Genomic DNA, 25,790 nt, shown 5'->3' on the forward strand with positions numbered 1-25,790 from the left:
CCGCGATTGGCGATCAGAATCTTCTTGAACACAGCTCTTCCTACAACGGCAAGTTGTCGTGCTTCTTGGCCGGAATTTCCATCTTCTTGTCACCCAGCATGGCCAGCGCCCGCGCGATGCGCTTGCGGGTCGAGTGCGGCATGATGACGTCGTCGATGTAGCCACGCTCGGCGGCGATGAAGGGCGACAGGAAGCGGTCTTCGTACTCCTTGGTGCGCGCGGCGATCTTGTCGGGGTCGCCGATGTCGCTGCGGAAGATGATCTCGACCGCCCCCTTGGCGCCCATCACCGCGATCTGCGCGGTCGGCCACGCATAGTTCATGTCGGCGCCGATCTCCTTGGACGCCATGACGTCGAAGGCGCCGCCATAGGCTTTTCGGGTGATGATGGTCACCAGCGGCACGGTGCACTGCGAGTACGCGAACAGGAGCTTCGCGCCGTGCTTGATCAGGCCGCCATATTCCTGCGCGGTGCCGGGCAGGAAGCCGGGAACGTCCACAAAGGTGACGATCGGGATGTTGAAGGCGTCGCAGAAGCGGACGAAGCGCGCGGCCTTGCGCGAGGCGTCGCTGTCGAGCACGCCCGCCAGCACCATCGGCTGGTTGGCGACGAAACCGACAGTACGGCCCGCGATACGGCCGAAGCCGGTGACGATGTTCTTGGCAAAACCCTCGGCGATCTCGAAGAAGTCGCCCTCGTCCACGACTTTCAGGATCAGTTCCTTCATGTCGTAGGGCTTGTTCGGATTATCGGGGATCAGCGTGTCCAGCGACATGTCGACCCGCTCGATGGAATCGAAGCTCGGCCATTCCGGCACGCCGTCGGTGTTGTTCGCCGGCAGGAAGTCGATGAGACGGCGCATCTGCAAAATCGTCTCGACATCGTTCTCGAAGGCGCCGTCCGCAATCGAGGAGCGCGTGGCGTGCACCGAGGCGCCGCCGAGCTCTTCGGCGGTGACGACCTCGTTGGTGACCGTCTTCACGACGTCGGGGCCGGTGACGAACATGTAGCTGGTGTTCTTCACCATGAAGATGAAGTCGGTCATGGCCGGCGAGTAGACGTCGCCACCGGCGCAGGGGCCCATGATGACCGAGATCTGCGGGATCACGCCCGAGGCGAGCACGTTGCGGCGGAACACGTAGGAATAGCCGGCCAGCGCCGCGACGCCCTCCTGGATGCGCGCGCCGCCGGCATCATAGAGGCCGATGATGGGCGCCCGCGCCTTCATCGCCAAGTCCTGCAGCTTGGTGATCTTCAGCGCGTGGGTCTCGGACAGCGAGCCACCGAACACGGTGAAATCCTTGGCAAAGACGAAGGTCTTGCGGCCGTTGACGGTGCCCCAGCCGGTGACGACGCCGTCGCCCGGCACCTTGTTCTTCTCCATGCCGAACTCGGTGGAGCGGTGCTGGACGAACATGTCCATCTCCTCGAACGAATGCTTGTCGAGCAGCAGGTCGATCCGCTCCCGCGCGGTGAGGCGGCCGCGCGCATGCTGCGCGTCGATGCGCTTCTCGCCGCCGCCGAGTTTGGCACCGGCGCGACGTTGTTCAAGGGCTTCGATAACGGACATCGATTGGGCCAACTGATCTACCGCTTTCTGGCGATTGGAGGCAGGTCGGTGCAAATGCCCTCATGGACTTCGGCAGCCATGCCGATCGTCTCGCCGAGGGTCGGATGCGGGTGAATGGTCTTTCCGATATCGATCGCGTCAGCCCCCATTTCGATAGCGAGACAGATTTCCCCGATCATATCGCCGGCATGCGGTCCGACGATCACGCCCCCGACGATGCGACCGGTTTCGGCGTCGAACAGCAGCTTCGTCATGCCATAGGATGCGCCCGACGCGATGGCCCGGCCGGACGCGGCCCATGGGAATTTTGCCGAACGGATCTTCCGTCCGGATTCGGCGACATCACGCTCGGACTTGCCGACCCAGGCGATCTCAGGATCGGTGTAGGCGACATTGGGGACGATCTTCGCGGTAAAGGCCGCCGGCTTCCCGGCAGCTACTTCCGCGGCGACGTGCCCCTCGTGAACGGCCTTGTGCGCCAGCATCGAACCGCCGACGACGTCGCCGATGGCGAAGACGTTGCGCGCCGTCGTTCTCATCTGCTCGTCGACCTGAATGAAGCCGTTCGAATCGATGGCAACGTCGATCCGTTCGAGGCCGAGCTCGCTACTGTTGGGAACACGGCCGGCCGATTGCAACACCAAATCGTACGATCGTGTCCGTACCGATGCGCCTGTGGTACCGACCCTCACGCCGTCCGGCGTGATTTCGGCGGTTGATACGCTGCTTGCGACGTCGATATGCTCGAAGCGATGCGCGTTGCGCGAACGCCAGATCTTCACCGCGTCGGCATCCACGCCCGCCAGGATATCGGGAAGCCTTTCGACAAGACCGATCTTGGTGCCGAGCGAGTTGTAGACGGTCGCCATCTCCAGCCCGATGATCCCCGCTCCGATCACGAGCATGCGGCCCGGAATGCTTCGCAGCGCGAGCGCGCCGGTCGAGGTCACGACCCGCTCATCCTTGGGAAGCACCGCTAGCTGCACCGCGCGCGAGCCCGTGGCGATGATGCATTGACCAAATTCAATTTGCTGCGAGCCTGCCCCCTCACCGACAATCTCGAGCCGCGTGGCGGAGGCGAATTTCGCGATGCCGCGGATCACCGTGACGCGGCGCGCTGCTGCCATCTGGCTCAGCCCATCCGTCAGCTTCTTGACAGTGCCGTGCTTGAAGGCGCGCAGCTCCTGCAGATCGATCTGCGGCGCGGCGAAACGAATGCCCTTGTCCGCGATCCGTTCGGCTTCCTCCTTGACGGCCGCAACATGAAGCAGCGCCTTCGACGGGATACATCCAACGTTCAGGCAAACTCCGCCCAAGGTGCCGTAGCGTTCGACGATCGCGGTGTTCAGTCCAAGGTCTGCGGCCCGAAACGCTGCTGAATAGCCGCCCGGCCCGCCTCCGATCACGACAAGATCGTAGCGCGTATAATCTGTTGCGCGCTGGCCAACATCCTGATCCGCTGAGATCGTCTCGCCTTGCGCGCCCGCTTCGTCCGACGCCGACGCCGTGCCAATCATGGAGCCTTGAGACACCTTGTCTCCAACACGCAGCGACATGCTCGTGATCACCCCTGCGATCCGCGACGGAATCTCCAGCGTGGCCTTGTCGGATTCCACTGTGATCAACGCCTGCTCTCGCACGACGACGTCGCCCGCCCTGACGTGGACCTCGACGACCTCGACGTCTCGGAAATCCCCGATGTCGGGGACCCGGATTTCCTCTGTCCGCATCTGCGTCCTCACAATGCGAAGCGCCGCAGATCGGAGAGCACCGACGCGACGAAGCCCAGGAACCGGGCCCCGGCCACGCCGTCGACGACCCGGTGATCCCACGACAGACTCAGGAAAAGGACGAGCCGCGGTTCGAATTCGCGCCCATTCCAGACTGCCTCGGTGGCGGCACGCCCGGCTCCGAGGATTGCAACCTCGGGCGCGTTGATGATGGGCGTAAATCCCTGACCGCCGACGCCTCCCAGAGACGACACCGAGAAACAGCCCCCCTGCATGTCGCCCGACGCGAGCTGCCCTGCGAGCGCCTTGTCGGCGAGCGAGCGCATCTCCGCGGCGATCTGCCGAAGGCCCTTCTTATCGCAGTCCCGGATCACCGGCACGACCAGACCTTTCGGTGTGTCGACGGCGAATCCGATGTGGACGTAGTGCTTGAAGATCAGCTCATCACCATCGAGCGAGGAATTGAAGCGCGGGTATTTCTGCAGCGCCAAGGCCGCGGCCTTGATCAGCAGCGACACCATGGTGAGCTTCGCCGTGCCCTTCGCAGCCTCGGCATTGGCGAGCTGACGAAAGGCTTCGGCGTCGGTCACATCCGCTCTGTCGAAATTCGTCACATGGGGTATGACGTTCCAGTTGCGCGAGAGGTTCACGCCGGTCAGCTTCTGGATCCGCGTCATCGGCAGGCGCTCGACCGCGCCGTACCTCTCGAAATCCACCTTGGGCCAATCGACCGGCGCGCCGGGCGCAGGCGCCATCGCCGGTCCCGATCGCACCAGTCCGTTGACGAAGGCCGCCACATCCTCGCGCAGAATCCGGCCCTTGGGGCCAGTGGGCACGACAGAGTCCAGCGCCACGCCGAGCTCACGCGCCAAAGCGCGGACCGACGGCGACGCATGCGCAGCCCCGCTGGGCTGCGGCTGCTGTGCACGTGCCCGCGAACCATCGACTGGAGCGGCGGGCGCCGGCTGTGACAGCACCTCCTGCTGCGGGAACTGTTGCTCCACCCGCGGCACCGACGCAGGCGCGATGGATTCACCGCGCCCTTCGAGGATCATCAGGACCGAACCTTGAGAAACCCGCGTCCCGACGTCGATCATCAGTTTGGCCACCGTGCCTGCGGCCGGGGACGGCACCTCCATCGTCGCCTTGTCGGACTCGATCAATAGCAACGGCAAGTCGATCGTGACCTCGTCGCCGACCGACACATTGATTTCGACTACCGGAACATCCTTGTAGTCCCCGATATCCGGCAGAACGACTTCAATTGAATGAGACATGCGCGCTCCGCCCTCTGTCAGCGAGACCAAGGCGATGTAACGCCGGTCGGCAACTCGTAGCTGGCGATGGCTTCGGCGACCTGCTCACGCGCCACTTGACCCAATTTTGCCAGCGCCGACAGCGCCGCAACGACGATCTGCTTGCGATCGACCTCGAAGAACGATCTCAGCGCGGCGCGTGTATCGCTGCGCCCGAAGCCGTCGGTGCCCAGCACCGTATAGGGCGCCTCGATGTAAGAACCGATCAGTTGCGGATACGCCCGGACATAATCCGATGCCGCGACGATCGGCACCTTGCCGCCGAGGCATTGTACGACGTGGCTCTCGACCGGGGTCGACAGTGGCGAGAGCCGATTAGTTCGCTCCACATCGCGCGCCTCCCGCGCCAGCTCGGAAAAGCTCGTTGCCGACCAGACTTCACTGGGCACTTTCCATTCGCTCTTCAGCATCGCCGCGGCGGCGAGCGCCTCCGGAAGAATAGCGCCCGAGCCGACCAGCCTGATCTGCGCCGGCCCGTCAGCGCTCGGCAGAACTCGATAGAGACCCTTGATGATGCCGTCGCGCGCATCGTCGGGTATCGAGGGCTGCGCATAGTTCTCGTTCATCGCGGTAAGATAGTAGAACTCGTCGTTGCCCTGCTCGAGCATCGACCGCATGCCGTGATCGACGATGACGGCCATCTCGTAGGAGAATGCCGGATCGTAGGCCCGGCAGTTCGGAACGGTCGCCGCCATCAGATGGCTGGACCCGTCCTGATGCTGCAAGCCTTCGCCGCCGAGCGTCGTCCGGCCGGCCGTCGCCCCGATCAGAAAGCCACGCGCGCGCTGGTCCGCCGCCGCCCAGATCAGATCGCCGACCCGCTGAAAGCCGAACATCGAATAGTAGATATAGAACGGCAGCAACGGGAAGTTATGGATGCTGTAGGAGGTCGCCGCCGCGGTCCAGGACGAAATCGCTCCCGCCTCGGTGATCCCTTCCTCCAGCAATTGACCGTCGATCGCCTCCCTGTAGTACAGCATCGAGCCGGCATCTTCCGGCTCGTAGAGCTGCCCCGCCGGCGAGTAGATGCCGACCTGCCTGAACAGGTTCGCCATTCCGAAGGTGCGGGCTTCGTCGGCGACGATCGGAACGATACGCGGTCCGAGCGTCTTGTCCTTGAGCAAATTGGTGAATAGCCGCACGACCGCCATCGTGGTCGACGTCTCCTTGCCGTCGCCGCGCAGCGCGAACTCCGCGTAGGATTGCAGCGGCGGCACCGGCAGCGCCGCCGAAGCGCGTCGCCGCGCCGGCATGTAGCCACCGAGTGCCGCGCGACGGGCGCGCAGGTACTGAATTTCCGCGCTGTCTTCCGCAGGCCTGAAGAATTCCAGCTCCTCGACTTGCTCGTTGCTGAGCGGCAGGGCGAACCGGTCGCGGAACGCATACAGCGCGTCGACATCGAGCTTCTTGGCCTGGTGCGACGTCATGCGCGACTCGCCTGCGCCGCCCATGCCGTAGCCCTTCTTGGTCTTCGCCAGAATGACGGTCGGCCGCCCCTTAATGTCTTTCGCGGCGGCAAAGGCCGCGAACAGCTTCTTGAAGTCGTGGCCACCGCGCTTCAGGCCGTCGATATCCGCGTCCGACATGTGCGCAACTAGCGCCCGGACCTCGGGATCCTCGCTGAAGAAGTGGGCGAGGTTGTAGGCCCCATCCTTGGCGCCGAGCGTCTGATATTTGCCATCGACGGTGTCGGCGAATTTGCGCAGCAGCGCATGCGTGCTATCGCGCGCGAAGATATCGTCCCAGTCCGATCCCCACAGCACCTTGATGACGTTCCAGCCGGCGCCCTGGAAAAGTGATTCGAGTTCCTGAATCACCTGCCCGTTGCCGCGGACCGGCCCATCCAGGCGCTGCAGGTTGCAATTGACGACGAAGGTGAGGTTGTCGAGATTTTCCCGCGCCGCCAGGGCGAGCCCGGCGATCGATTCCGGCTCGTCCATCTCGCCGTCGCCGAACACACCCCAGACGTGGCGACCAGCCGTCTGCACCAGGCCGCGATGCCGCAGATACTTCATGAACCGCGCCTGGTAGATCGCGCTGATCGGCCCAAGGCCCATCGACGCCGACGGCACCTGCCAGAACTCCGGCATCAGCCAGGGATGCGGATAGGACGACAGACCGGGGCCGCTCAGTTCCTGGCGATACAGCTTCAGATTTTCGTCCGACAGTCGGCCTTCGAGATACGCTCGTGCATAGACTCCGGGGGACGAATGCGGCTGGAAATACACCAAGTCGCCCTCCGACTCGGAGCTTGACGCGCGAAAGAAATGATTGAAACCGACTTCGAAAATCTCCGCGGCCGAGGCGTAGCTGGCGACGTGCCCGCCGAGTTCCCCATAGGCCTTGTTGGCACGGACCACCATCGCGAGCGCGTTCCAGCGAATGATCGCCGTCAGGCGGGTCTCGATCGCGATGTCGCCGGGGTAGGGCTTCTGCTGCTCGAGCGGAATAGAATTGCGATAGGGCGAAAACGGCGGAGAGTCCGGCAGAACGCCGAGCTCCTTCGCGCGCCGATCGAGCGCAGCCAGGATGTAACGCACGCGCTCGGCACCGGCGCTGTGGTGGAGCGATCCAAGCGAGGCGAGCCAATCGGCGGTTTCGACCGCATCCTGATCGGCGTTGACGACCTTGCGTGGCGGATCGATGTGTGCAGTCATGCGTCGGGCTCCGAGAAAGCCCGCACTTGGTAGCATCGGGTGCTATGGCACGTGCTGCTGAATTCGGCCGCGTTCCGACGGATTGCCCGGCTCCGGCGGGACGCGGAGGCTCGTATCGCAGCATTCTCTGCTGTTGGTTTAATCGGGCGAGTGGTCGAGCCGTCGGCCGCCTGACAGGTGCTCCCGCTTGGTCACGGCGCAGCATGCCGCATCGCTCAGCGCTCACGCCGCAGTAGCGGGCATCTTGTCGCAGATCAGCGAACTCGACGGCTCGCCGCGACTAGTGACCTGACCTTTCAAAACAGCTAACCTCGGCTAGCAGCAGGATCTGCATCAAGGCTTGACTGACTTGACGAATTGGCAGGATTGAAATGCCGCCCGAGACCGAGTTCGATCGCGATTTTGCGCGAATGGATCTGCCCGATCTTCGGATCAACTATGATCCCGTCGATCCGGATCAGTTCGATCGTCCCGTCACTTCATTCTGTCTCGAAACCAGCAAAGACAACGACGACCTGCCGCTGCACTCACATCGCAAAGGCCAATTGGTCGTCGCATCTCATGGCTCGGTGATGTGCCGGGCGCCTGGCGGCTTGTGGATCGTGCCTCCGCAAGGCGCGGTATGGATCCCGGCCGGCGTGCAGCACAGCAATTGCGTGGCCGATTTCGGCAAACTCTACACAGTGTTCATCGATCCGCAGGTCAGCATGCTGCCGCGGACCTGCTGCACGCTGATGATCACGTCGCTGGTGCGGGAATTGATCCACCGCCTCTCGGTGTTCCCACCGCTCTATCCGCTGGAAGGACCGACCAGCCGTCTCGGCCGGGTTTTGCTCGACGAACTCGTGCAGATGTCGACGACGGATGAAATGTATTTGCCGATCTCCCCCGACGCCCGTCTTCAACACCTCGCGACCTCCTTGTTGAATAATCCGGGCGACCGCAGCACGATGGACGAAGTCGCCTCGCGCTACGCGATGAGCGAGAGTACCTTCGCACGCTTCATAGCCAAGGAAACGGGGATGACCTTCGGGCGCTGGCGCCAGCGTCTCCACATTCTGATCGCCATGCAACGCCTCACGGCGGGCACTTCGGTCCAGGCGGTGTCGCTGGAACTGGGGTACGAAACCCCCAGCGCGTTCATCACGATGTTCAAGAAGACGATGGGAAAGAGCCCCCGCCGCTTCCTTGCCGAGCGGTCGCGCCTGATTAATTCGGACAGTTTGCCCTAGCTCGCACGTCCCTGCCTGGGCACTTGACGACCGCGACCCCGCGACGCTTTCGCGGGGCCGCCCGTAACGACGTCAGCGTTTGCTGTAAGGCGCAAGCGGATACTCGAGCGACGCTTCCGCAATGGCCTTTGGAGCCACCACCCGAGGCCTGCCTTTCAAACCCTGCAGCATCACCATCGAACAGTGGATGTTCTGGCCGGTCTCGTCGAACTTGGTGTTGTCGCCGTACATCAGGATCGGCTTCATGTCGGTCTTCTTGAGCGCGCCGTGAATCGCCGCCGACTCCGGCGAAGCCGCCCGCGTCACGGCGTCTGCGACGATCTGCACCGCCTCGAACGCGCAGCCCGCATTGGCATCGAACCAGTCGTTCGGGTAGTCGGCCGCGAACATCTTCATGATCTTGTCGGTCTCGGCGCCCTTGGGATTGAGCCACAACGCCGACAGAACCGGACCGTCACCATACTTTCCGAGCGCGTCGTGATACGCCTTGTCGGACACGCCGTTGGAGTTGGGCGAAAACACCATCTTCGGATCCCAGCCCTGCTTGATGCATTCGCGCGCGATCATGATCGCGTCGTTGACGCGCGTGACCGAGATCAAAGCATCGGCACCCGACGCTTTCGCCTTGGCAACTTCCACCGACAGATCCTTGGCCTTCTCGTCATAGGCAACGTACTGCGCGATCTTGAGCGGAACATCCACTTCCTTCCACGCCTGATCGATGCTGGCCGCCGTCGACTGCCCCATCGTGTTGTTGAGATGGAGAACGACGGCGCTGCTCGGCGGATCCTTCAGCGTGCCGAGCACGGACTTCAGCTCGGTCAACGATTGCCGCACGATGGTCAGCGACGTGGGGTAATAGCGGAACACCTGGGTGAAGCCCTGTGAAGTTACCTGGGTGGCGCTCGCGATGTGGACCACCATCGGCACCTTGGCGGCCTCGCAGGCCTGCAGCGCCGAAATGGTGGCACCGGAATCCCACGCGCCGATCAGCACGGTGCAGCCCTGCCGGATCAGGCTCTCGGCGGCAATCCGGCCGTTCTCCGGACGGCTTTGCGTATCGGCGTGAACGATCTCGATGTCGAGGCCGAACTTCTCACGCGCGAATTTGGCGCCGAGATCGATGCCGCGCACGCAGGCCTGACCGGGAAACGCCAGCACGCCGCTGCTGGGCATGATCGCTCCGACTTTCACTTTCGTGTTCGCCGCAAACGATGGCCTTGATACCAGGCCTGCCGCAATTCCCAATCCGCTTCCGACAATCGTCCGCCGCGTGATTCCGCTTCGCTTGGTCATCTCGATGTCCTGTTGCTGAAGGAGTGAAATCTTATCTCGACTGGTAGCTTCGTACGTTTTGGGACCGACCGCCGACCTCAAAGGCCCATCTCGGCCTTGATCAATTCTTCCTCGGCTTCGTCGTAGAGCGACGCGATCAGCGACTGATAGCGCTCGTTGATCTGCTTGCGACGCTTCTTCCGCGTCGGCGTCATCACGCCGTTCTCGAGCGACAGCTCCTCCGGCAGAATGCGGAACGCCTTGATCTGCTCGGCTCGCGCCAGCCTTCCGTTGGCCTTGCCGATCTCCGCCTCGATCAGCCGGTTGACGATCTCGGAGCCTGCCAGGTCCGCGTAACTCGCGATCTTGTCGTCGCGCGACTTCGCCCAGTCCATTGTGGCGGTGGCATCCACTTCGATCAGGGCGGTGAGATATTTTCGCCCCTCGCCGATCACAGCCGCCTCGGAGATGAACGGGCTGTGCCTCAGCTCGTTTTCGATCTGAGTCGGGCTGATCGATTTGCCGTTCGACGTGTTGATGATCTCCTTCTTCCGGTCGACAAGCTTGAAGGTTCCTTCCGGCGACACTTCGACGATGTCGCCGGTGTAGAGCCAGCCGTCGCGAAGCGCCGCTTTCGTCTCGTCCGGCTTGTTCCAATAGCCCGCGAACAATCCCGGTCCACGGACGATCATCTCGCCGTCCTGGAGCACGGCGGTTTCCCAGGCCGGATCCGGCAGCGGGACCCCGACGTTGCCGGCCTTCGGCCACTCCGCCATCTGCACCAGATTGGCACCGACCAGTTCGGTCTGGCCGTAGCACTCCTTGAGCTGCAAGCCCCACAACTGCCACAGCGACATCAGCTCGGACGGCATCGCCGCCGACGAGGTGAACGCGACCTTCAGTTCGTCGAAACCGACCTCCGCGAGCAGCGGCAGGAACACTTGCTCGCGGCAGGCCGCGAACAGTTTCGAGACGAAGGCATCCTCGTGGCCGCGCTGACGGTCTTCGAGCGCCCTGCGCGCGATCGTCACGGCAAGCGTGTAGTTCTGATCTCCCGCTTCCCCGGCGGGATGCACCTTGCTGAGGATCTGTGTCGCAAAGCGCTGGTAGAACCGCGGCGGCGCCATATAGTAGGTCGGCTTCACCTCTTTGATCGTCTGGGCGAAGTCCGCGGTCGTCTCGCCGAAATATGGAACTGCGTCAGCGATCAGCGGCAACGTGGTCGCCTGCCCGCGCGCCACAGTGTGCGACATCGGCAAATGCACGACCACCCGGTGTTCCTCTTCGCGCATGCTGGGGCCGAACAGGGTGATGCAATGAACGCCGGCGAGAATGGAAAGGTGCGTCAGCATGGCGCCTTTGGGGTTTCCGGTCGTCCCGGACGTATAGCCGATGCTGACGACATCGGACGCCTTTGCTGTCGCGCTCTCCTTCTGCAGATAGTCATGCGCATCGACATCGTGTGCTCCAACAAAGTCGGCCAGCGACTTGATCGACGCCGAGGCCTCGCCGGTCCAATCCGGGTCGAGCACGATGATGCCGCGGAGCTGCTCGGCCCGACCGGAGGCGAGCACGATGCGAAGCTGCGGCTCCCCGCCGACCAACGCAAACTTCGCGCCTGAATCCGTGAAGCAGTAAGCCACTTCTTCGGGTGACGAGGTGAAGTAAACGCCCACCATGACGCCGCCGGCGCACATCGTGGCCATGTCGGCGATCAGCCATTCCTCGGACGAATCGCCCATGATCGCGACCCGATCGCCGCGCTCGAGACCAGCACGCCGCAGCGCGCTGGCCAGGTTCACGACACGCTGCGCATAGGCGCCCCACGTCATGGCGGTCCAGGCGCCGTGACGCTTTTGTTGCAAGGCGATCTTGTCGGGCCGCTCCGCGAGTCGCGCGGCCAAAAGCTGCACGACGGTCGTATCCGCCAACTGGGCGCCGGATGTCATCTCAGCGACGTTCATCTCAGCGCTCCGCGAAACGCTTGCGCTTGGCCGCGAATGCGGCAACCGCCTCGGCCCGCTCGGGCGACTTGAACGTCAACATCTCCAGCGCCGCAGAGGTGTCGAGCAGCAGGTGGGCGTACTGCTTGATGATCTTGTTGACGCTGTACTTGGTCCACACGATCGATTCCTTCGGCCCGCTTGCCAGCAGTTCGGCGTATTCGATCGCGGCATCGAGAACGTTGCCGTCTGCGACCACCTCGTTGATCATACCGATAGCAGCCGCTTTCTCGGCGGAGATGAATTCGCCGGTCATCAGATAGTGCTTCGCGCGTACCGGCCCCATCAGCAGCGGCCAGATCACCGCGCCGCCATCGCCCGCGACGACGCCGGCATTGACATGCGTGTCGGCGAAACGGGCTGTCGAGCTCGCATAGATCACGTCGCAGAACAGCGCGAGCGTGGCACCCAGGCCGACCGCGACACCGTTGACGGCCGCGACGATCGGCACTTCGACTTCCAGCATGTTGCGGATGAGGTGGCGACCGCTGCGCGTCGGGGACGGCAGCGTTCCCTTATCCAGCGACTTCTGATCGCCACCAGAGCAAAATCCGCGGCCCGCACCGGTGACAACGATCGCGTTGACAGAACTGTCGTGATCCAGCTTGACGAAGACGTCTTCGAGCTCCTCGTGCATCTCCCAGTTGATCGCGTTGAGGATCTCCGGGCGGTTCATCGTGACGATCGCGACGCCAGTGGCGCGCTGCTCGACGATCAGGTACTTGTAGCCGTATTGCGACATTGATTTCACCGTTCGATTACTGCTTCTGGGTCCGCATCAGCCGGATCTGCCCGAGAATCTCCTCGGTCGGCCGCACGACGTTGTTTCCGTCGTTGAAATGCGGGATGACGTAGCGACCGACCATGTCGATCGCCTCCATGATCTTTTCGTGCGGGACGGAGTCCATGTGCAGCAGCACCTCGTCGATACCCATGGCCTCGAACTTCTCGATCTGACGAATGACCGTATCGGGGCTGCCGCACACCGTCGTGGCCGACTCGTTGACCAGATAGTCCCAGTCGTTGGCGGCGCGCTCCATCGACGGCACGCTCTCCCCCATGTATTTGTAGTCGTCGGCAATCGCCGCGAGACGCGGATAGGCATCGGTCGAGATCTTGGCATAGTGCATTAGCGGGCCGGCATAATCCGCCTTGGCCTGCTCGTCCGTTTTCCCGATGCCGATGAACAGCGGAATGCCGATACGCGGACGCTGCAGCGGTCCCTCCGCGTCGCACTTCCAGTTTTTTTGATAGGAGTCGATCAGCTTCTGCTGAGCTTCCCAGCCCTGATAGATGTTGCTGCTCATCACGGCGAAGCCCTGCGAGGCCGCCCAGAGATGACTGCGCTCGCTGGTCGCCGCGATCCCGATCACCGGATGCGGCTTCTGCAGCGGCTTCGGAACCAGCTGGCGCGGAGGGATCTGGTAGTACTTGCCGTCAAACGTGAAAATGTCCTGGCGCATCGCCGTTTTCAGCAGCGCCAGCCCTTCTTCCATCTGCGCCAGCGTTTCGTTCGGATCGACGTTGAACGCCCGCATCGCGATGGTGGTGTTGGCGCGGCCGCCGTAGAATTCCATGCGGCCGTTGGACAGGATGTCGGTCACGGCAAGCCGCTCGGCCGAACGCAAGGCGTGGTTGATGCGCTGCGGCATCAGCGTCACCGCCGCGCGCAGCTTGACGCGCGACGTCACCGCGGCCAGATAGCCGAACACCACTTCGGGCGCCGAGCTCGAGATCCCGCCCAGTGCCACGTGCTGCTCGGAGAGCGCGACGCAGTCGAAGCCGACCTTCTCGGCCAGACGGACTTCGTCGACCAGTTCGTGAAGCCTGCGCGAGTAACTGTGGCCGACCTGGGTTTCCTGTTCAGACCAGAACCCAAACGTAAGTGCCATGTCTCAATCCTTTTAGCTTGCGAGATGGCACAGGGTTTCATAGGCGTGGCGATATTTTCGCCCGAAAGCCGCGTTGCGTAGTAACGCTTTCCGAATTTTATGCTGTCAGCATTCGCAACATGGCAGACGCCCCGGGAAGCTTCGCCACGCAGCGGACTGGCTGACCGTCAACGGCGGGCGCTGGCGGCTCCGGCCTCGCTATCGAAGGTCTTGATCAGCAACTCGGCGACCGCCGCGAGGCACGCTTCGCCGATGGCGTAGCTCGAGCCGATCGGACTTCCGATCACGCCGTTCTGCGAAACCGATCGGATGCCGTTCTTCCACATCAGTTCGAGATCAGCCTCCGACAAGCCGCCAAGATGGCCCACCTCGAAGCGGTCCGGTCTGACGCTGTCGGGCCTAATGACCATCATCAGCGACGTCTCGGCGATGTCGGCGTGGCCGCCGACGGCCGACACGTCTCCTCCGGCTTCGCGCACCGCATCGCGCCACGTGTCGATCCATTTCGTCGAGTCGAAGAACGCCAGGATCTCGACATCCGAGGGGACGGCCTCGCGCAAGCGACCGAGCATGTCCTTCAGGACCGGAAAATTGCCGATGTGACCCGAGTGAATCAGGATACGCTTGAAGCCGTGCCGCGCCAGGCTTGTGCAATAATCGACACAAATCGCTTCCAGCGTCTCCGGCCGTAGCGAGATCGTACCCGCGAATGGCAGATGGTGAGACGAGCAGCCGACCGTGATGGTCGGCGCCACCAGCGTGTTGCCGCGGCTGCGCGCGATCCGCTCGGCCAGAGCATCGGCATGATCCGCATCCATGCCCAAAGACAAATGCGGCCCATGCTGCTCGACGGCCCCCAGCGGGATCACGACCGTCGTGCACCCATCGGCCAGCGCCGCGGCGACTTCCTCGTGGCTCATCTGCTCCAGATAGATCTGATCGGGATATCCGCGCGTCATCGGCTCAACCCTTACTGTTCTTTGACAAAAATCTCGCACGCGCTTTGGTTGAGCTCTCGGCTGTGACATAGGCGTCGAGGTCGGCCACGGTCATTTTTTCGAGCGCCTGATCGCTCATTTGCGCGGTGAGGTTGAGCGATCGCTTGATGGCATGGAACAGCTTGCGGTCTTTCTGCCGCAACACGCCGCACACGTCTCGCGCACGGGATGCGACCTCCTCGGTCGGGACGATCTCGTTCACGGCGCCGATCGCCACGGCGCGCTCCGCGCCGACGAGCTCGCCCCAGTACAGCAGCTCTTGCGCCGCCCGCACGCCGAGCTTCTCGACGGCCCGGCGCATGCCTTTGGTCACCGGCAGCAGGCCATGGTTGATTTCCGGAAATCCAATCTTGCACGCCGCATCGGCCACAACATAGTCCGCATGCAGCAGAAACTCCAGGGCGCCTCCGACCGCATAGCCGCGGACGGCGCAGACGATCGGGCCCGGATAGTTCTCCATCGCCACGAGGAGTTCGTGGAAGAACCGGATGCGCGGCCTCGCGACGTCGATCCCGACGACTTCCTTGATGTCGCCGCCTGCGCTGAAGAAGCGGTCGCCGCTTCCGGTGAGCACGATGCCGGGCGGATTCTCGTCGTCGGCAAGGCGCCGGATCGCCTCCAGCAACTCGACGATGAGTTGCGCATTCAGCGCATTGGCCGGCGGCCGGTTCATCGTGATCGTGACCAGGTCTTGATCACGCTCGATCAGGAGAGAAGTGGCAGTATTCATCAATGAGACCCAAGCGAGAGGCGGCTGCAACAGCCGGGGAGCGGTGGACCGAACGGCGGCGAGACGAGAGCCGCAACGCCCGACGCCTCGCCGAGACGGCGCGCCTCACAATCCCAGATAGGCGCGCTGGACATCGGGGTTCTCGAGCAGATCGCGGCTAGATCCATGCAACACCACGGAGCCGTTCTCGAGCACATAGCCGCGGCTGCTCAGAGCGAGCGACTTGGCGACATTCTGCTCGACGAGAAGGACCGTGATGCCCTGCTCGTTGAGGGATTTGACGACGCCGAACATCACATCGGTCAGCGCCGGCGACAGTCCGATCGACGGCTCGTCGAACATCACGATTTCTGGCTTCGACATGATCGCCCGACCGATCGCCAGCATCTGTTGCTCGCCGCCGGACAGCGTGCCGGCGAGTTGGTCGCGGCGCTCGCGAAGTCGCCCGAACAGCTGATAGACGGAATCAAGCGTATTTGCCAGGTCGTGCCTGGCCCGCTTCAGCGAGCCGCCGATCAGCAGATTGTCCTCGACGGAGAGCGCACTGAAAATCTGGCGGCCCTCGGCGACCTGAGCGATGCCCATTTCGCAGATGTCCCACGGCGGTAGCCGCGAGATTTCGACTCCGTTGATCCTGACGGAACCGCGCGACGACGGCACGATCCCCGCGATTGATCGGATCAGAGAGGTCTTGCCGGCGCCGTTGGCGCCGACCACGCAGATCAGTTCACCCTTGCCGATGCGGAGCGACACGCCGTTCAGCGCATTGGAGCCGTCATAGGCCACGCACAGGTCGTCGACTTCGAGAAGCGCGTCGTCAGGCATGGAAACCGGCTCCCAGATAACCTTCCAGCACCGCAGGATCCGCTACCACCTCTGACGGCTTGCCCTCGGCGATCTTGGCGCCGTGGTGTAGCACCACCACGGTCGACGCCACTTCCATCACGATCCGCATCACGTGCTCGACCAGTAGGATCGTCAGTCCACCCTCGGCGAGCCGGTGCAGCACGCCGACGACGCCTGCCGCTTCGGTCGGACGCAGCCCCGCCATCACTTCGTCGAGCAGCAGCAACTTGGGGCGAGTCGAGAGCGCCTTCGCCATCTCGAGCATCTTGCGATCGGGCAACGTCAACTGATCCGTCCGGGCATTCGCCTTGCCGGCGAGCCCGACATTTTCGAGCGACTCATACGCCTTGTCCCGCGCCTCCTTGACGTTCGTCGTCCAGCTGAAGGCGCCCACCATGGCATTCTCGAGCACCGACATATCTTTCATCGGTCGGACGATCTGGAAGGTGCGCGCAATGCCCATGCGGCACACCGCTTCGGGCGGCTCGCGCTCGAGCGAACGCCTCTCGAATAGCACCCGCCCGGCGGTCGGTCTCAGCGCCCCGGCGACGAGATTGAAGCAGGTGGTCTTGCCGGCGCCGTTCGGCCCGATAAGGGCGGTGATGCGGCCTGCCTGCAGTGAGAAGCTGACGTCATTGACCGCGACCAATCCAACGAACGCTTTGGTCAGGTTCTTCACTTCGAGCAGCGCGGTCATTCCTCGACCTTCCGCAATTGTGAGATCCGGCCGCGCGCCGGCAGCTGGATCGCCTCGTAGAGCCGGACGATCGCCGGCCAGATGCCGTCGGGCAGAAACCACACGACCAGGATCAGCACCGCCCCGTAGGCGACGCTGTTCAGTCCGGGGAGCCCCAGGCTGTCGCCGAGCGCCCCCATGGCGTGATGCAGCGGGATCGCGGCCATCGAGCCGACCAGCGGGCCGAACGCAGTGCCCAATCCGCCGACCACAGGGCCGATCAGTACGTCGACCGAGATCGCCATGCCCATGATCGAATCCGGAAAGATCGCACCCTGCACCAAGCCCAGCACGCCGCCGCCGACCGCGGCCGTCGCGGCCGATATCGAGACCACCAGCACCTTGTGGCGAAACGTCCGCACCCCCAGTGCGCGGGCGGCCTCCTCGTCGTCCCGCATCGCCCGCCAGACATAGCCCCAATAGGACCGCGAGATCAGCTCCGTTCCCGCGACGCCGATGGCCGCAAGCGCGAGCGCGACGAAGTAGTAGAACCGCGCGTCACCGCGCAGCATCCCGAGGTCCATCGTGCCGCTCGGCGCCTGATAGAACAGGCCCTGCATGCCGCCGACATAGTCCCACCCGCCGAACATGATCCGGGCGAATTCGGCGGCTGCGATCGTGAGCAGCGCGAAATAGATGCCACGGACCTCGAAGCGGAAGCTCAGCCACGCCAGCACCGCGCCGACGAAGCCCGCAATCACCGCGCCCAGCAGCAGACCGATCCACGGGGTGACGCCGTATTTGATGTTCAGGATCGCCACCGCATACGCACCGATTCCAACGAACAGCGCGTGACCGATGGATAGCTGCCCGCCGATCCCGAGCATCAGGTTCCACGATTGTCCCATGAAGGTGAACAACAGGACGATCGTCAGAAGTGAGATGACGTAGGCGTTGGACATGCCACCCACCACGGCCAGGGCGGCGAAGACCAGAGCGCCGGCACCCCAACGCTTGGTGTCGCTGGCTTGATCAGATGTCCTTTGCACCGAAAAACCCCCTCGGACGGAAAATCAGGATGATGATCAGGAGCGCGTAAGGGAGTGCTGTTTTCATCGACGGCGTGAACATCAAGGCCGCGATCGCTTCGGCGACCCCGATCGTCAGGCCGCCCAGAAGAGCGCCGCCGAAGCTGCCGAGACCGCCGACGATCACCGTCACGAAGGCCAGCAGCGTGAAGTCGACGGCGAGATAGGGCTGCGCATCGAACAGCGGCGAGATCAATGCGCCGGCGACGCCAGCGCAGGCGGCTCCGATGCCGAAGGTCACCGCATAGACCCGAGGGATATTCAGCCCGACCACCAGTCCGCCCAGTCGATTATTGGCGGCGCCCCGCAGCGATCGGCCGAATGCGGAATACTTCAGATAGGCTCCCAGTGCGGCGATCAGCAGTCCGGCCGTAGCGGCCGCCTGGATGCGGGCCCAATCCAAGGTGAGCGGTCCCACGCTCACGGTCTGGAAGGACAGCTGAGACGCCGTCGGCCGCGGATCCGGACCGAACGACATCAGCAATACGCCGCTGAAAAGCAGTGAGAGGCCGATGAAGACGATGAACTGATAGTGATGCGGCCGATTGACGAACCGCTTCACGACGAGCGTCTCCAGCAGATAGCCGAACACGAACATGACGACCGCGGCGATCGCGGCGGCTACAACGATCGGGACGTCCCAGATTCGAACAGTCCAGTATCCGATGTAGATCCCGAACACGACCATCTCGCCATGAGCGAAATTGACCACGCGCATGACGCCGAAGATGATCGTGAGACCGAGCGCGACGAGCCCGTAAACCAGCCCGATGAGCACCCCGCCGGCGATTACATTGAGCCAGAGCGACAGCATCAGCGACCGACCGCTGATGGATGCGCGATGGAAAGTCTTCGTCTTCCTTGCATGCTGATCGGATCCATCTTGGCTGTAACGGAAACTTAGCGGCGTCGGACGTCGTCCTGTGTTTCAGACCGCCTTTGGCGCGGCGAAACATCCGTCGATGTAGACGAGCGACTCACAGCCGGCTCTCGTCGTCTGAGCCACCACCTCTCCGGTGAAGATGGTGTGACTACTGTCGCTGTAAGCATTCAACACGCGGCAATCGAAGCTGCAGACCGCGCCGACCAGACTTGGTGCTCCGGTTTTGAGATCGCACCACAAACCGTCGCCGAAGCGGATATCGCCCTTGCTGCCGTCCTGCCCGGAAAACTTGAGCGCCAGATCGCGATGCTCGGCCCCCAGAATATTCCAGCAGAACGACCCACTGCTGAGAATGGTGTCGTGCGCACCGGCAGATCGATTGACGCAAACCAGCACGCTGGGCGGAGCCGCCGACAGCGAGCAGCCCGCCGTCAGTGTCAGACCATGACGGTTCGGCGCCCGGCCTGTCGTGACGATCGACACGGTGCCCGGCACGTTGCGCATCGCAGCGCGGAATGCTGCGGCATCGAGTGGGCTCGTTTCGGACAGCGGCGGTGTTGCGGACGGCATGGCTACGACCCTTGGATTCATGGGATGGATGCGCCCTCTTTGTCTGGTTGTGAGTCCGGGCATGCAGCGCTGCCCCGGTGAACGTCTGAGCTATCCGGCTGCCTGATAGAACTGGATGACGTTGCCGCCCGGATCCCGCACCTTCACCGCACGGCCGTGACTTTCCATGTCCCGGACCGCGCCGACTTGCGCCCCCATGGCTGCGGCACGCTCCATGGCGGCATCGAGGTCATCGACATCGAAGACAAGAACGGCATCTTGCAGCTGGTCCGAGACCGACTCCGTCGGTCCGGCGACGCAGAACGCAGCCGCATCGCTCACGAACTGGATCCACTTGCCGGGATCAGCGAAGCGCACCTTCAGACCCAGGCCTTCGTAGAACTCGGCCAGGCGTCCAGGATCGTTCGCTGTCAAATAGACTTGCTTCAGTTTCACGCTCGACATCCAAACCGTCGCTACCCAAGTGCGATCGTGGGTGGATAGTCGCCCGAGCCTCTCAGCATTACTGCTTGAACAACGCCTGTCACAGAAGCTTCATCAGCATTTTATGCTGTAACGACTTGTCGAGTCGCTAGATCCAACTCTGCATCCGGCCGATCTTTGCCATTTTCTGGTTGACGAGGGTGGGCGTCGTTGCTGCCGAACCTTTTGTCTCGCGCAACGCCCGCGGCGTGGTCAGCGACGTGGGACCGGGGCCACACGCGACGACAGGCGGTTGTACGAAACAGGGCAGCTCTCGACATCGATCTCTGCTGCACGTCCCGTCAAGTGACATGGGGAGCCAATCGATGGAGCGGCGGGCATTACATCTTGACCGAATCCGTGGATCAACGTCGGCCTGCATATCGCATAGGCAAAAAATGTTTCGGAAGTAGGCAACTAACCTCCTGATCGCAATGCACAATGCGAAGGTTGACGGTTTTTCGATACAAATCGACGATTTGTCGAAATCCCACAAGCGCAATTGCGGTTAGCTTTTACCACGCGATTGTCATCACCGCGCAAACGACGGTGATACGCGCCGCAGAAGACTGCCATACTTGGGAGATACGCGATGTCGACAACCTCTCTCGACAGAATAGATATCAAGATTCTCAACGAGCTCCAGCAGAATGCGAGCTTGACCAATGTCGAGCTCGCATCACGCGTCAATCTCTCGCCGTCGCCGTGTCTGGCACGCGTCAGAACACTCGAAAAACTCGGCGTGATCGATCGACGGATCGCCCTTCTCGATCCCGCCGTGCTCGGCATTGGTGTAACGGCTTTCATCCAGATCAAGCTGGAAAAGCAGGTCCAGACGTCCCTCGAGAATTTCACCCGATCCATCGACCGGCTGGCCCAGGTAATGGAATGCTATCTCATGACCGGTGAGAGCGACTACATGCTCCGCGTCATGGCGGCCGACATCGAAGATCTCGAAGACCTGATTGTCAACAAACTATCCCGCATTCCCGGCGTCAGCAGCATTCGATCAAATCTGGCCCTCAAGCGCATTTCGCACAAGACCGTGCTGCCGATCGACGCCAATCGGCCGGTCACCGTCAAGGCTTGCGCCACCCCCTCGCGCCCTCTGGAGCGCTCACCAAGACCCCGATACGACCCAACCGGTCCTTTGCTGTCCGATGCGCCGATCGGGCTCGACACCAATCGTCCCAGCTACAGCGTGGAAAGGCTATGAGGCGCCCCGCCATGGGCTCCGGCCAGTTGGCAATAATGGTGAAGTTAAGATCGGCAGAGTGCTCGATCGGCGCTGCGAGCCTGACAATCCGCACACGACCCAACGCGAGCACCCGTCGGTTCCAGCGAGCAGAGCGACCGAGATGACGGGATCGATCGAAGCGGCCCTGCAGGCGCTCGCCGACGGCGAAATCGTCGTGGTCACCGACGACGACGATCGCGAGGGCGAAGGGGACCTCGTCGTTGCCGCCTCGCGGTGTACGGCTGAGAAGATGGCCTTCATCATTCGCCATACATCGGGAATCGTCTGCGCTCCGATTACCCTCGAAGACGCGAGACGCCTGCGGCTTGACCCGATGGTTGTCAACAACGACTCGGCTCACACCACGGCTTTCACCGTGTCAGTGGACTACCGGCCGGATAACGGTACGGGCATCTCGGCCGAAGAGCGGGCCTCGTGCTGCCGTGCACTCGCCAACCCCAACGCCGGCGCCGGCGATTTTTGCCGGCCGGGACACGTTTTCCCGCTGATCGCAAAAGAAGGGGGCGTACTCATGCGCTCGGGTCACACCGAGGCCGCCGTCGACCTGTGCAGACTGGCAGGTCTCGAGCCGGTCGGTGTCATCAGCGAACTGATGAACGACGATGGCTCGGTGATGAAGGGTCCGCAAGTCGCGGCGTTCGCCGACAAGCACAAGCTGAAACAGGTCACCATCGCAGACCTCATCAGCTTCCGGCAGGCCCGCGAGACGCTGATCGAGCGCGTCTCGAGCGTCACGGCGGAGAGCTCGATCGGCCCGCTCCAGGGCTATTCGTATCGCTCGCCGTTCGACCCCATTCATCACGTCGCCTATATCTACGGAGAACTGGGCGACGGCACCAACGTCCTCACGCGCTTCTACAAACCCAACATCCTGCGCGATTTGTTCTCGGGTCAGGAACAGGCCAAGATGAACGTCATTCTGCAACGCTTCAAGGATAATGGCAGCGGCGTGCTCGTCTATCTGCGCGACGGCGCGGCGGGCGTTCCGCCTGCGCCGCTAGGCCCGATCAGTTCGCGCGAAGACGACCGTAATCGGCAATGGCGCGAGATCGGCGTCGGCGCCCAGATCCTGCGGGATCTCAAGATCAGCTCCATCCGTCACCTCACCTCGTCGACGCATCACTTCAAGGGACTGTCAGGCTTCGGCATCGAGATCGTCCGAAACGAAGCGCTCTAACTCCAGCCATCGGCGTTTCGAAAGTCCATTGAGCGCGTCCCGCACCTCAGGCATCCGGCGAAGCTTGCAGTTCGTCTCGCGGCAGGTCTCCCCCGGGCCAGTCTGGCCGGCCTCGCGCTCGGAGAAGTAGCGCGCCGGCGATTTGCCAAGCGCCTTCTTGAACATGGTGATGAACGCGCTCACCGACTCGTAGCCGAGCGCCTCGGACACGGACTGAACCGTGTTGCCAGCAGACAACTTCTGGATGGCGACGATGATCTGAAGCTGCTGACGCCAGCGACTGAAGGTCATGCCGGTCTCGGCGAGCACAATGCGCATCAGCGTCCGCTCGCCGAGCGCGACGGCTTGCGCCCACTCCGCCACGGTCCTACGGTCGGCCGGATTGTCCATCAAGGCATCGGCGATCATACGCAGTTTCGAACTCCGCGTGATCGGAAGATGCAGCCGTTCGGTCGGCATGGCCATCGATCTGCGCGGGCGGGCCTTGCTCATTTGCTTGCCAATTAATGAGCAAATCATCTCACCCTCAAACACCATCGGGGAAGACGGCCTTCACCGGAGGCTTACCCGGCATCCTATGGCCAACCGTGACCAGGGCGAGAGCGAGACCGCCGGGAATGGCATTCTGAAGGATTCCGGGCGGTCGCCAGATTTCAGCACGCGAAGGCTCGAGACCTCCAATGTCTGGAATTGCGACATCGGATGATCGTCATCCCGCTTCTCAAGCATGCCAAGCCGCCCCGATTGCGTTTTGCAGGCCAGCGTCGTTTGGAGCGACGGTATTACCCGGTGAGGTCGGATCAAAGCCCGGGTTGCTTGCCGAATAGATCGCCATCGCCTGCACCAGTTGCGAGACCTGGCTGTCAAGGTTGAGGCCTCCAGCCGAGATCTCCTGGAATTGGTTGGCGCTGCCCGAGAACCAGCCCGTGGCGGTCACGCTGGTGTTGGTTCCCAGGATGTCGATTTTCAGGTCGTTGCCCGACTGCAGGAACCACAGGTTGTGGTCGGTAATGCCTCCGGCGAAATCGAGATCGTTGGTCTTGCCGGCCTGGGCCGCGATCGTGATCTGACCGCTGCCCGTGGTCGCGAGATAGGTGTTGTTGGTATTGCCGTAGCTGTCGGTCACGCTCGCAAGGATTGCATTGTTGGCCTGACCCGGCAGCTTCACCGAGGTCGAGAAGGCGCCGTTGGACTGCACGACCGCCGTTCCAATGGCGTTGCCATTGTCGGTCAAGGTCACGATCTGTCCGACCACCGCCGCCGCACCGCCCGTCGCAACGGTGCCGGAAACGGTCTGCACCCCCGGTGTTGCTCGGCACCGGCGCGCTGGTGATGGCAAGGCTCGGAGGACGATATTTGCATGAATTGGAAGCAGAAATCGCTTCTTCGGATTCTCAATGCACACGTCAGACGGAGGCCGAGGTGTGCATGTGCAGTCAAAGCGCTTCGCTCGCACTTTTCTGGGGCAACCCTCAACAGCTTATCGATGTCGCCAAACGGTACGAAGAGCAATCCATCATCTAATGATGAGGTCGCCTCGCTCAGCGATTGCTCGAACTGCCAGCTCTTCCGAGATCTTCCAATCGCTCCATGACCGTTCAGCGAAGTCAGTTTGCCTTCGCTTTCACATATCGGCCTGGTGCCACTTCCCCCGGAGGATAGAGGTTGCTGCCGAGTTGCGTCCGGGCGGGCACCTGATCTTCAGCCCACGGCTTGAGCCACGCGATCCAATCGTTCCACCAACTGCCTGGCTTTTCGTCAGCGCTCGCAAGCCACGCCGCCGGGTCTTCGCATCGCTTGTCCGACAGCCAATAGCTTCGCTTGTTCTTCGACGCAGGGTTGATCACGCCGGCAATGTGCCCACTCGCTCCGAGCACGAAGCGGGTGTTGCCACTGAACAGGCCTGTGGTGCGATAGGCCGATCGCCACGGCACGATGTGATCTTCAACGGTCGCCAAGACATAGGCAGGCAGGTCGACTCGCCCCAGATCGACGGACGTGCCGCACATCGTCAACCGGTTCGGCTCCCGAAGTCTGTTCTCCAGATACATGTTCCTGATGTACCAGCAATACATCGGCCCCGGCAGGTTGGTCACGTCGGCGTTCCAGAACAGAAGATCGAAACGCTCAGGCGATTTTCCCTTCAGATAGTTGTTGATCACGTTCGGCCAAATCAGCTCCTTGGAACGCAGGGTTTGGAAGACGAACCCGAGCTCCGAGCCGCGGTAAATGCCGCCGTTGCCGATGGTCTGCTCGCGCTGCCGCACACCCTCCTCGTCTACGAACACGCCGAGGTCCCCCGGTTCGCGGAAGTCGAGCATCGTGGTCAGCAACGTCACACTGGCGACCGACTCGTCGCCGCGCGTCCGCAGGATCGCCAGCGCAGATGACAGAATGGTTCCTCCGACGCACCAGCCGACCACGTTGACCTTGTCGGCACCCGAGATCGAGCGGGTCACCTCGATGGCGCGCATGGCGCCCTGCCCGACGTAATCGTCCCAGCCAAAGTGCCCGCACGAGGCATCCGGATTGCGCCAGGAGACCATAAAGACGGTCAAGCCGTGCTCGACCGCAAAGCGGACGAAGGAGTTGGCCGGTTGCAGGTCGAGGATGTAAAACTTGTTGATGCATGGCGGCACGATCAGCAGCGGCCGGGCCGTCACCTGCTCGGTCGCGGGTTCATACTGAATGAGCTGAAACAGCTCGTTCTCGAACACGACCGCGCCCCTGGATGCGGCGACGTCTTTTCCGACCTCGAACGCCTCCTCGTCCGTGATCGTCAGGCTGCCTCGGCCGAGATCGGCCATGAGATTGTCCAAGCCCGCCTTGAGGCTCTGCCCCTCGCTGTCCGTCGCAAGCTTTATGACGTCAGGATTGGTGGCGAGAAAATTAGTCGGGCTCATCGCCTCGACCAGCTGGCGCGTGAAGAAGCGCAGCCGATGCTTTTCCTTCTCGTCGAGATCGAGTGCTTCGACGAAGTCGACGCAATAGCGCGCATTGAGTAGATAGCATTGCTTGAGCAGGCTATAGGTGGCATTGTCCCGCCATTCCGTCGCGTTGAACCTGCGATCGCCGCGCGCGGGCTCGATTCCTGCTTCGCTCTGGACGCCGGCGGCCGATTTGAGGACATGCTCGGTGAGCTTGTACAGCCGCATCATGTGGTCCGCCTGCAATTGAGCGAGGCCTGACGAATTCAGAGCCGGGCCGGGATCGGCCCCGTTACGATCGCCCTTCGGCGCCCATCCGAGCGAGCGCCACAGGCTTTCACCCGCCTTCATGAAGCCCTCGACAAATTCGTCAGGCATGTTGAATGGCCGATTCATGGCGTTCCTCGCTTGGCAAGATTGATCGGTTCGTTGACGTCCGGTTTTTGGGCCGCTTCTGTCTGGCGCCCTTTGCCCCCGCATGCACCGAGAGCTTGCCGTCT

At 62.6% G+C, this 25,790-nt stretch carries 22 protein-coding genes; 3 read left to right on the forward strand and 19 right to left on the reverse strand.

All coding sequences use genetic code 11. The features are described 5' to 3' along the window. Nucleotides 1–40 precede the first annotated feature (40 nt). The 4 genes from AABA84_RS32390 to mdeB are packed head-to-tail and all read right to left on the reverse strand — an operon-like array spanning nt 41 to nt 7,273. Nucleotides 41–1,570 carry an acyl-CoA carboxylase subunit beta gene (locus tag AABA84_RS32390; protein WP_212246791.1) on the reverse strand — a complete coding sequence of 510 codons (1,530 nt, stop codon included), beginning with the start codon at nt 1,568–1,570 and terminating at the stop codon, nt 41–43. A 17-nt stretch (nt 1,571–1,587) separates the two neighbouring features. Further along, nucleotides 1,588–3,300 carry a dihydrolipoyl dehydrogenase gene (gene lpdA, locus AABA84_RS32395; RefSeq protein WP_338314163.1) on the reverse strand — a complete coding sequence of 571 codons (1,713 nt, stop codon included), beginning with the start codon at nt 3,298–3,300 and terminating at the stop codon, nt 1,588–1,590. A gap of 8 nt (nt 3,301–3,308) precedes the next feature. Next, a complete protein-coding gene (locus AABA84_RS32400) occupies nt 3,309–4,577 on the reverse strand; it encodes a 2-oxo acid dehydrogenase subunit E2 (RefSeq protein WP_338314164.1) in 1,269 nt (422 codons plus the stop codon). A 17-nt stretch (nt 4,578–4,594) separates the two neighbouring features. Next, nucleotides 4,595–7,273, reverse strand: a complete 2,679-nt coding sequence (gene mdeB / locus AABA84_RS32405; protein ID WP_338314165.1) for an alpha-ketoglutarate dehydrogenase — start codon at nt 7,271–7,273, stop codon at nt 4,595–4,597. A gap of 371 nt (nt 7,274–7,644) precedes the next feature. Here mdeB and AABA84_RS32410 point away from each other — a divergent pair, with 371 nt between their 5' ends. Then, nucleotides 7,645–8,505 carry an AraC family transcriptional regulator gene (locus AABA84_RS32410; protein WP_173015766.1) on the forward strand — a complete coding sequence of 287 codons (861 nt, stop codon included), beginning with the start codon at nt 7,645–7,647 and terminating at the stop codon, nt 8,503–8,505. Nucleotides 8,506–8,577: 72 nt separating this feature from the next. On the opposite strand, the gene AABA84_RS32415 is transcribed toward AABA84_RS32410, so the two are convergent. The 12 genes from AABA84_RS32415 to AABA84_RS32470 form a co-directional block, all read right to left on the reverse strand. Further along, nucleotides 8,578–9,801 carry an ABC transporter substrate-binding protein gene (locus AABA84_RS32415; RefSeq protein WP_212246798.1) on the reverse strand — a complete coding sequence of 408 codons (1,224 nt, stop codon included), beginning with the start codon at nt 9,799–9,801 and terminating at the stop codon, nt 8,578–8,580. A gap of 77 nt (nt 9,802–9,878) precedes the next feature. After that, nucleotides 9,879–11,744 (reverse strand): AMP-dependent synthetase/ligase, encoded by a 1,866-nt coding sequence (locus AABA84_RS32420; protein WP_338314166.1) that lies wholly within the window; start codon nt 11,742–11,744, stop codon nt 9,879–9,881. Nucleotide 11,745: 1 nt separating this feature from the next. Beyond that, nucleotides 11,746–12,525, reverse strand: a complete 780-nt coding sequence (locus AABA84_RS32425; RefSeq protein ID WP_338314167.1) for an enoyl-CoA hydratase/isomerase family protein — start codon at nt 12,523–12,525, stop codon at nt 11,746–11,748. Nucleotides 12,526–12,541: 16 nt separating this feature from the next. Then, nucleotides 12,542–13,675, reverse strand: a complete 1,134-nt coding sequence (locus AABA84_RS32430) for an LLM class flavin-dependent oxidoreductase (protein ID WP_338309392.1) — start codon at nt 13,673–13,675, stop codon at nt 12,542–12,544. A gap of 167 nt (nt 13,676–13,842) precedes the next feature. Continuing rightward, nucleotides 13,843–14,634 (reverse strand): creatininase family protein, encoded by a 792-nt coding sequence (locus AABA84_RS32435; RefSeq protein ID WP_007594454.1) that lies wholly within the window; start codon nt 14,632–14,634, stop codon nt 13,843–13,845. Nucleotides 14,635–14,638: 4 nt separating this feature from the next. Continuing rightward, nucleotides 14,639–15,403, reverse strand: a complete 765-nt coding sequence (locus tag AABA84_RS32440; protein WP_028140597.1) for an enoyl-CoA hydratase/isomerase family protein — start codon at nt 15,401–15,403, stop codon at nt 14,639–14,641. 105 nt (nt 15,404–15,508) lie between these two features. Beyond that, nucleotides 15,509–16,228: an ABC transporter ATP-binding protein gene (locus tag AABA84_RS32445; protein WP_338309388.1), complete on the reverse strand. Its 720-nt coding sequence runs from the start codon at nt 16,226–16,228 to the stop codon at nt 15,509–15,511. Then, a complete protein-coding gene (locus tag AABA84_RS32450; RefSeq protein ID WP_338314168.1) occupies nt 16,221–16,946 on the reverse strand; it encodes an ABC transporter ATP-binding protein in 726 nt (241 codons plus the stop codon). The genes AABA84_RS32445 and AABA84_RS32450 overlap by 8 nt, the downstream gene beginning before the upstream one ends. Then, nucleotides 16,943–17,974 (reverse strand): branched-chain amino acid ABC transporter permease, encoded by a 1,032-nt coding sequence (locus tag AABA84_RS32455; RefSeq protein ID WP_240536500.1) that lies wholly within the window; start codon nt 17,972–17,974, stop codon nt 16,943–16,945. The genes AABA84_RS32450 and AABA84_RS32455 overlap by 4 nt, the downstream gene beginning before the upstream one ends. Next, a complete protein-coding gene (locus AABA84_RS32460; RefSeq protein WP_338314169.1) occupies nt 17,958–18,827 on the reverse strand; it encodes a branched-chain amino acid ABC transporter permease in 870 nt (289 codons plus the stop codon). Before AABA84_RS32460 ends, AABA84_RS32455 begins: the two co-directional genes overlap by 17 nt. Before the next feature lie 114 nt (nt 18,828–18,941). After that, nucleotides 18,942–19,466, reverse strand: coding sequence for a flavin reductase family protein (locus tag AABA84_RS32465; RefSeq protein WP_338314170.1), 525 nt, complete (start codon nt 19,464–19,466; stop codon nt 18,942–18,944). A gap of 90 nt (nt 19,467–19,556) precedes the next feature. Then, nucleotides 19,557–19,910, reverse strand: a complete 354-nt coding sequence (locus tag AABA84_RS32470; protein WP_183233617.1) for a VOC family protein — start codon at nt 19,908–19,910, stop codon at nt 19,557–19,559. 676 nt (nt 19,911–20,586) lie between these two features. Here AABA84_RS32470 and AABA84_RS32475 point away from each other — a divergent pair. Both AABA84_RS32475 and ribB read left to right on the forward strand, forming a co-directional pair. Continuing rightward, nucleotides 20,587–21,144 carry an Lrp/AsnC family transcriptional regulator gene (locus AABA84_RS32475; RefSeq protein WP_240536499.1) on the forward strand — a complete coding sequence of 186 codons (558 nt, stop codon included), beginning with the start codon at nt 20,587–20,589 and terminating at the stop codon, nt 21,142–21,144. Nucleotides 21,145–21,286: 142 nt separating this feature from the next. Beyond that, complete coding sequence (gene ribB, locus AABA84_RS32480; protein WP_212246803.1) at nt 21,287–22,363, forward strand: 3,4-dihydroxy-2-butanone-4-phosphate synthase; 1,077 nt, start codon at nt 21,287–21,289, stop codon at nt 22,361–22,363. Here ribB and AABA84_RS32485 read toward each other — a convergent pair. The 3 genes from AABA84_RS32485 to AABA84_RS32495 form a co-directional block, all read right to left on the reverse strand. Further along, on the reverse strand, nt 22,322–22,828 hold the full coding sequence (locus AABA84_RS32485; RefSeq protein WP_338314171.1) for a helix-turn-helix domain-containing protein: 507 nt from the start codon (nt 22,826–22,828) through the stop codon (nt 22,322–22,324). The genes ribB and AABA84_RS32485 overlap by 42 nt on opposite strands. A 256-nt stretch (nt 22,829–23,084) precedes the next feature. Continuing rightward, on the reverse strand, nt 23,085–23,663 hold the full coding sequence (locus AABA84_RS32490; protein WP_338314172.1) for a hypothetical protein: 579 nt from the start codon (nt 23,661–23,663) through the stop codon (nt 23,085–23,087). A gap of 307 nt (nt 23,664–23,970) precedes the next feature. Continuing rightward, entirely contained in the window at nt 23,971–25,770 is a 1,800-nt protein-coding gene (locus AABA84_RS32495) for a PHA/PHB synthase family protein (RefSeq protein WP_338314173.1), read from the reverse strand. Nucleotides 25,771–25,790: the final 20 nt, after the last annotated feature.

This window comes from Bradyrhizobium sp. TM239 (assembly GCF_036247985.1).
GTDB classification, from domain to species: domain Bacteria; phylum Pseudomonadota; class Alphaproteobacteria; order Rhizobiales; family Xanthobacteraceae; genus Bradyrhizobium; species Bradyrhizobium ottawaense.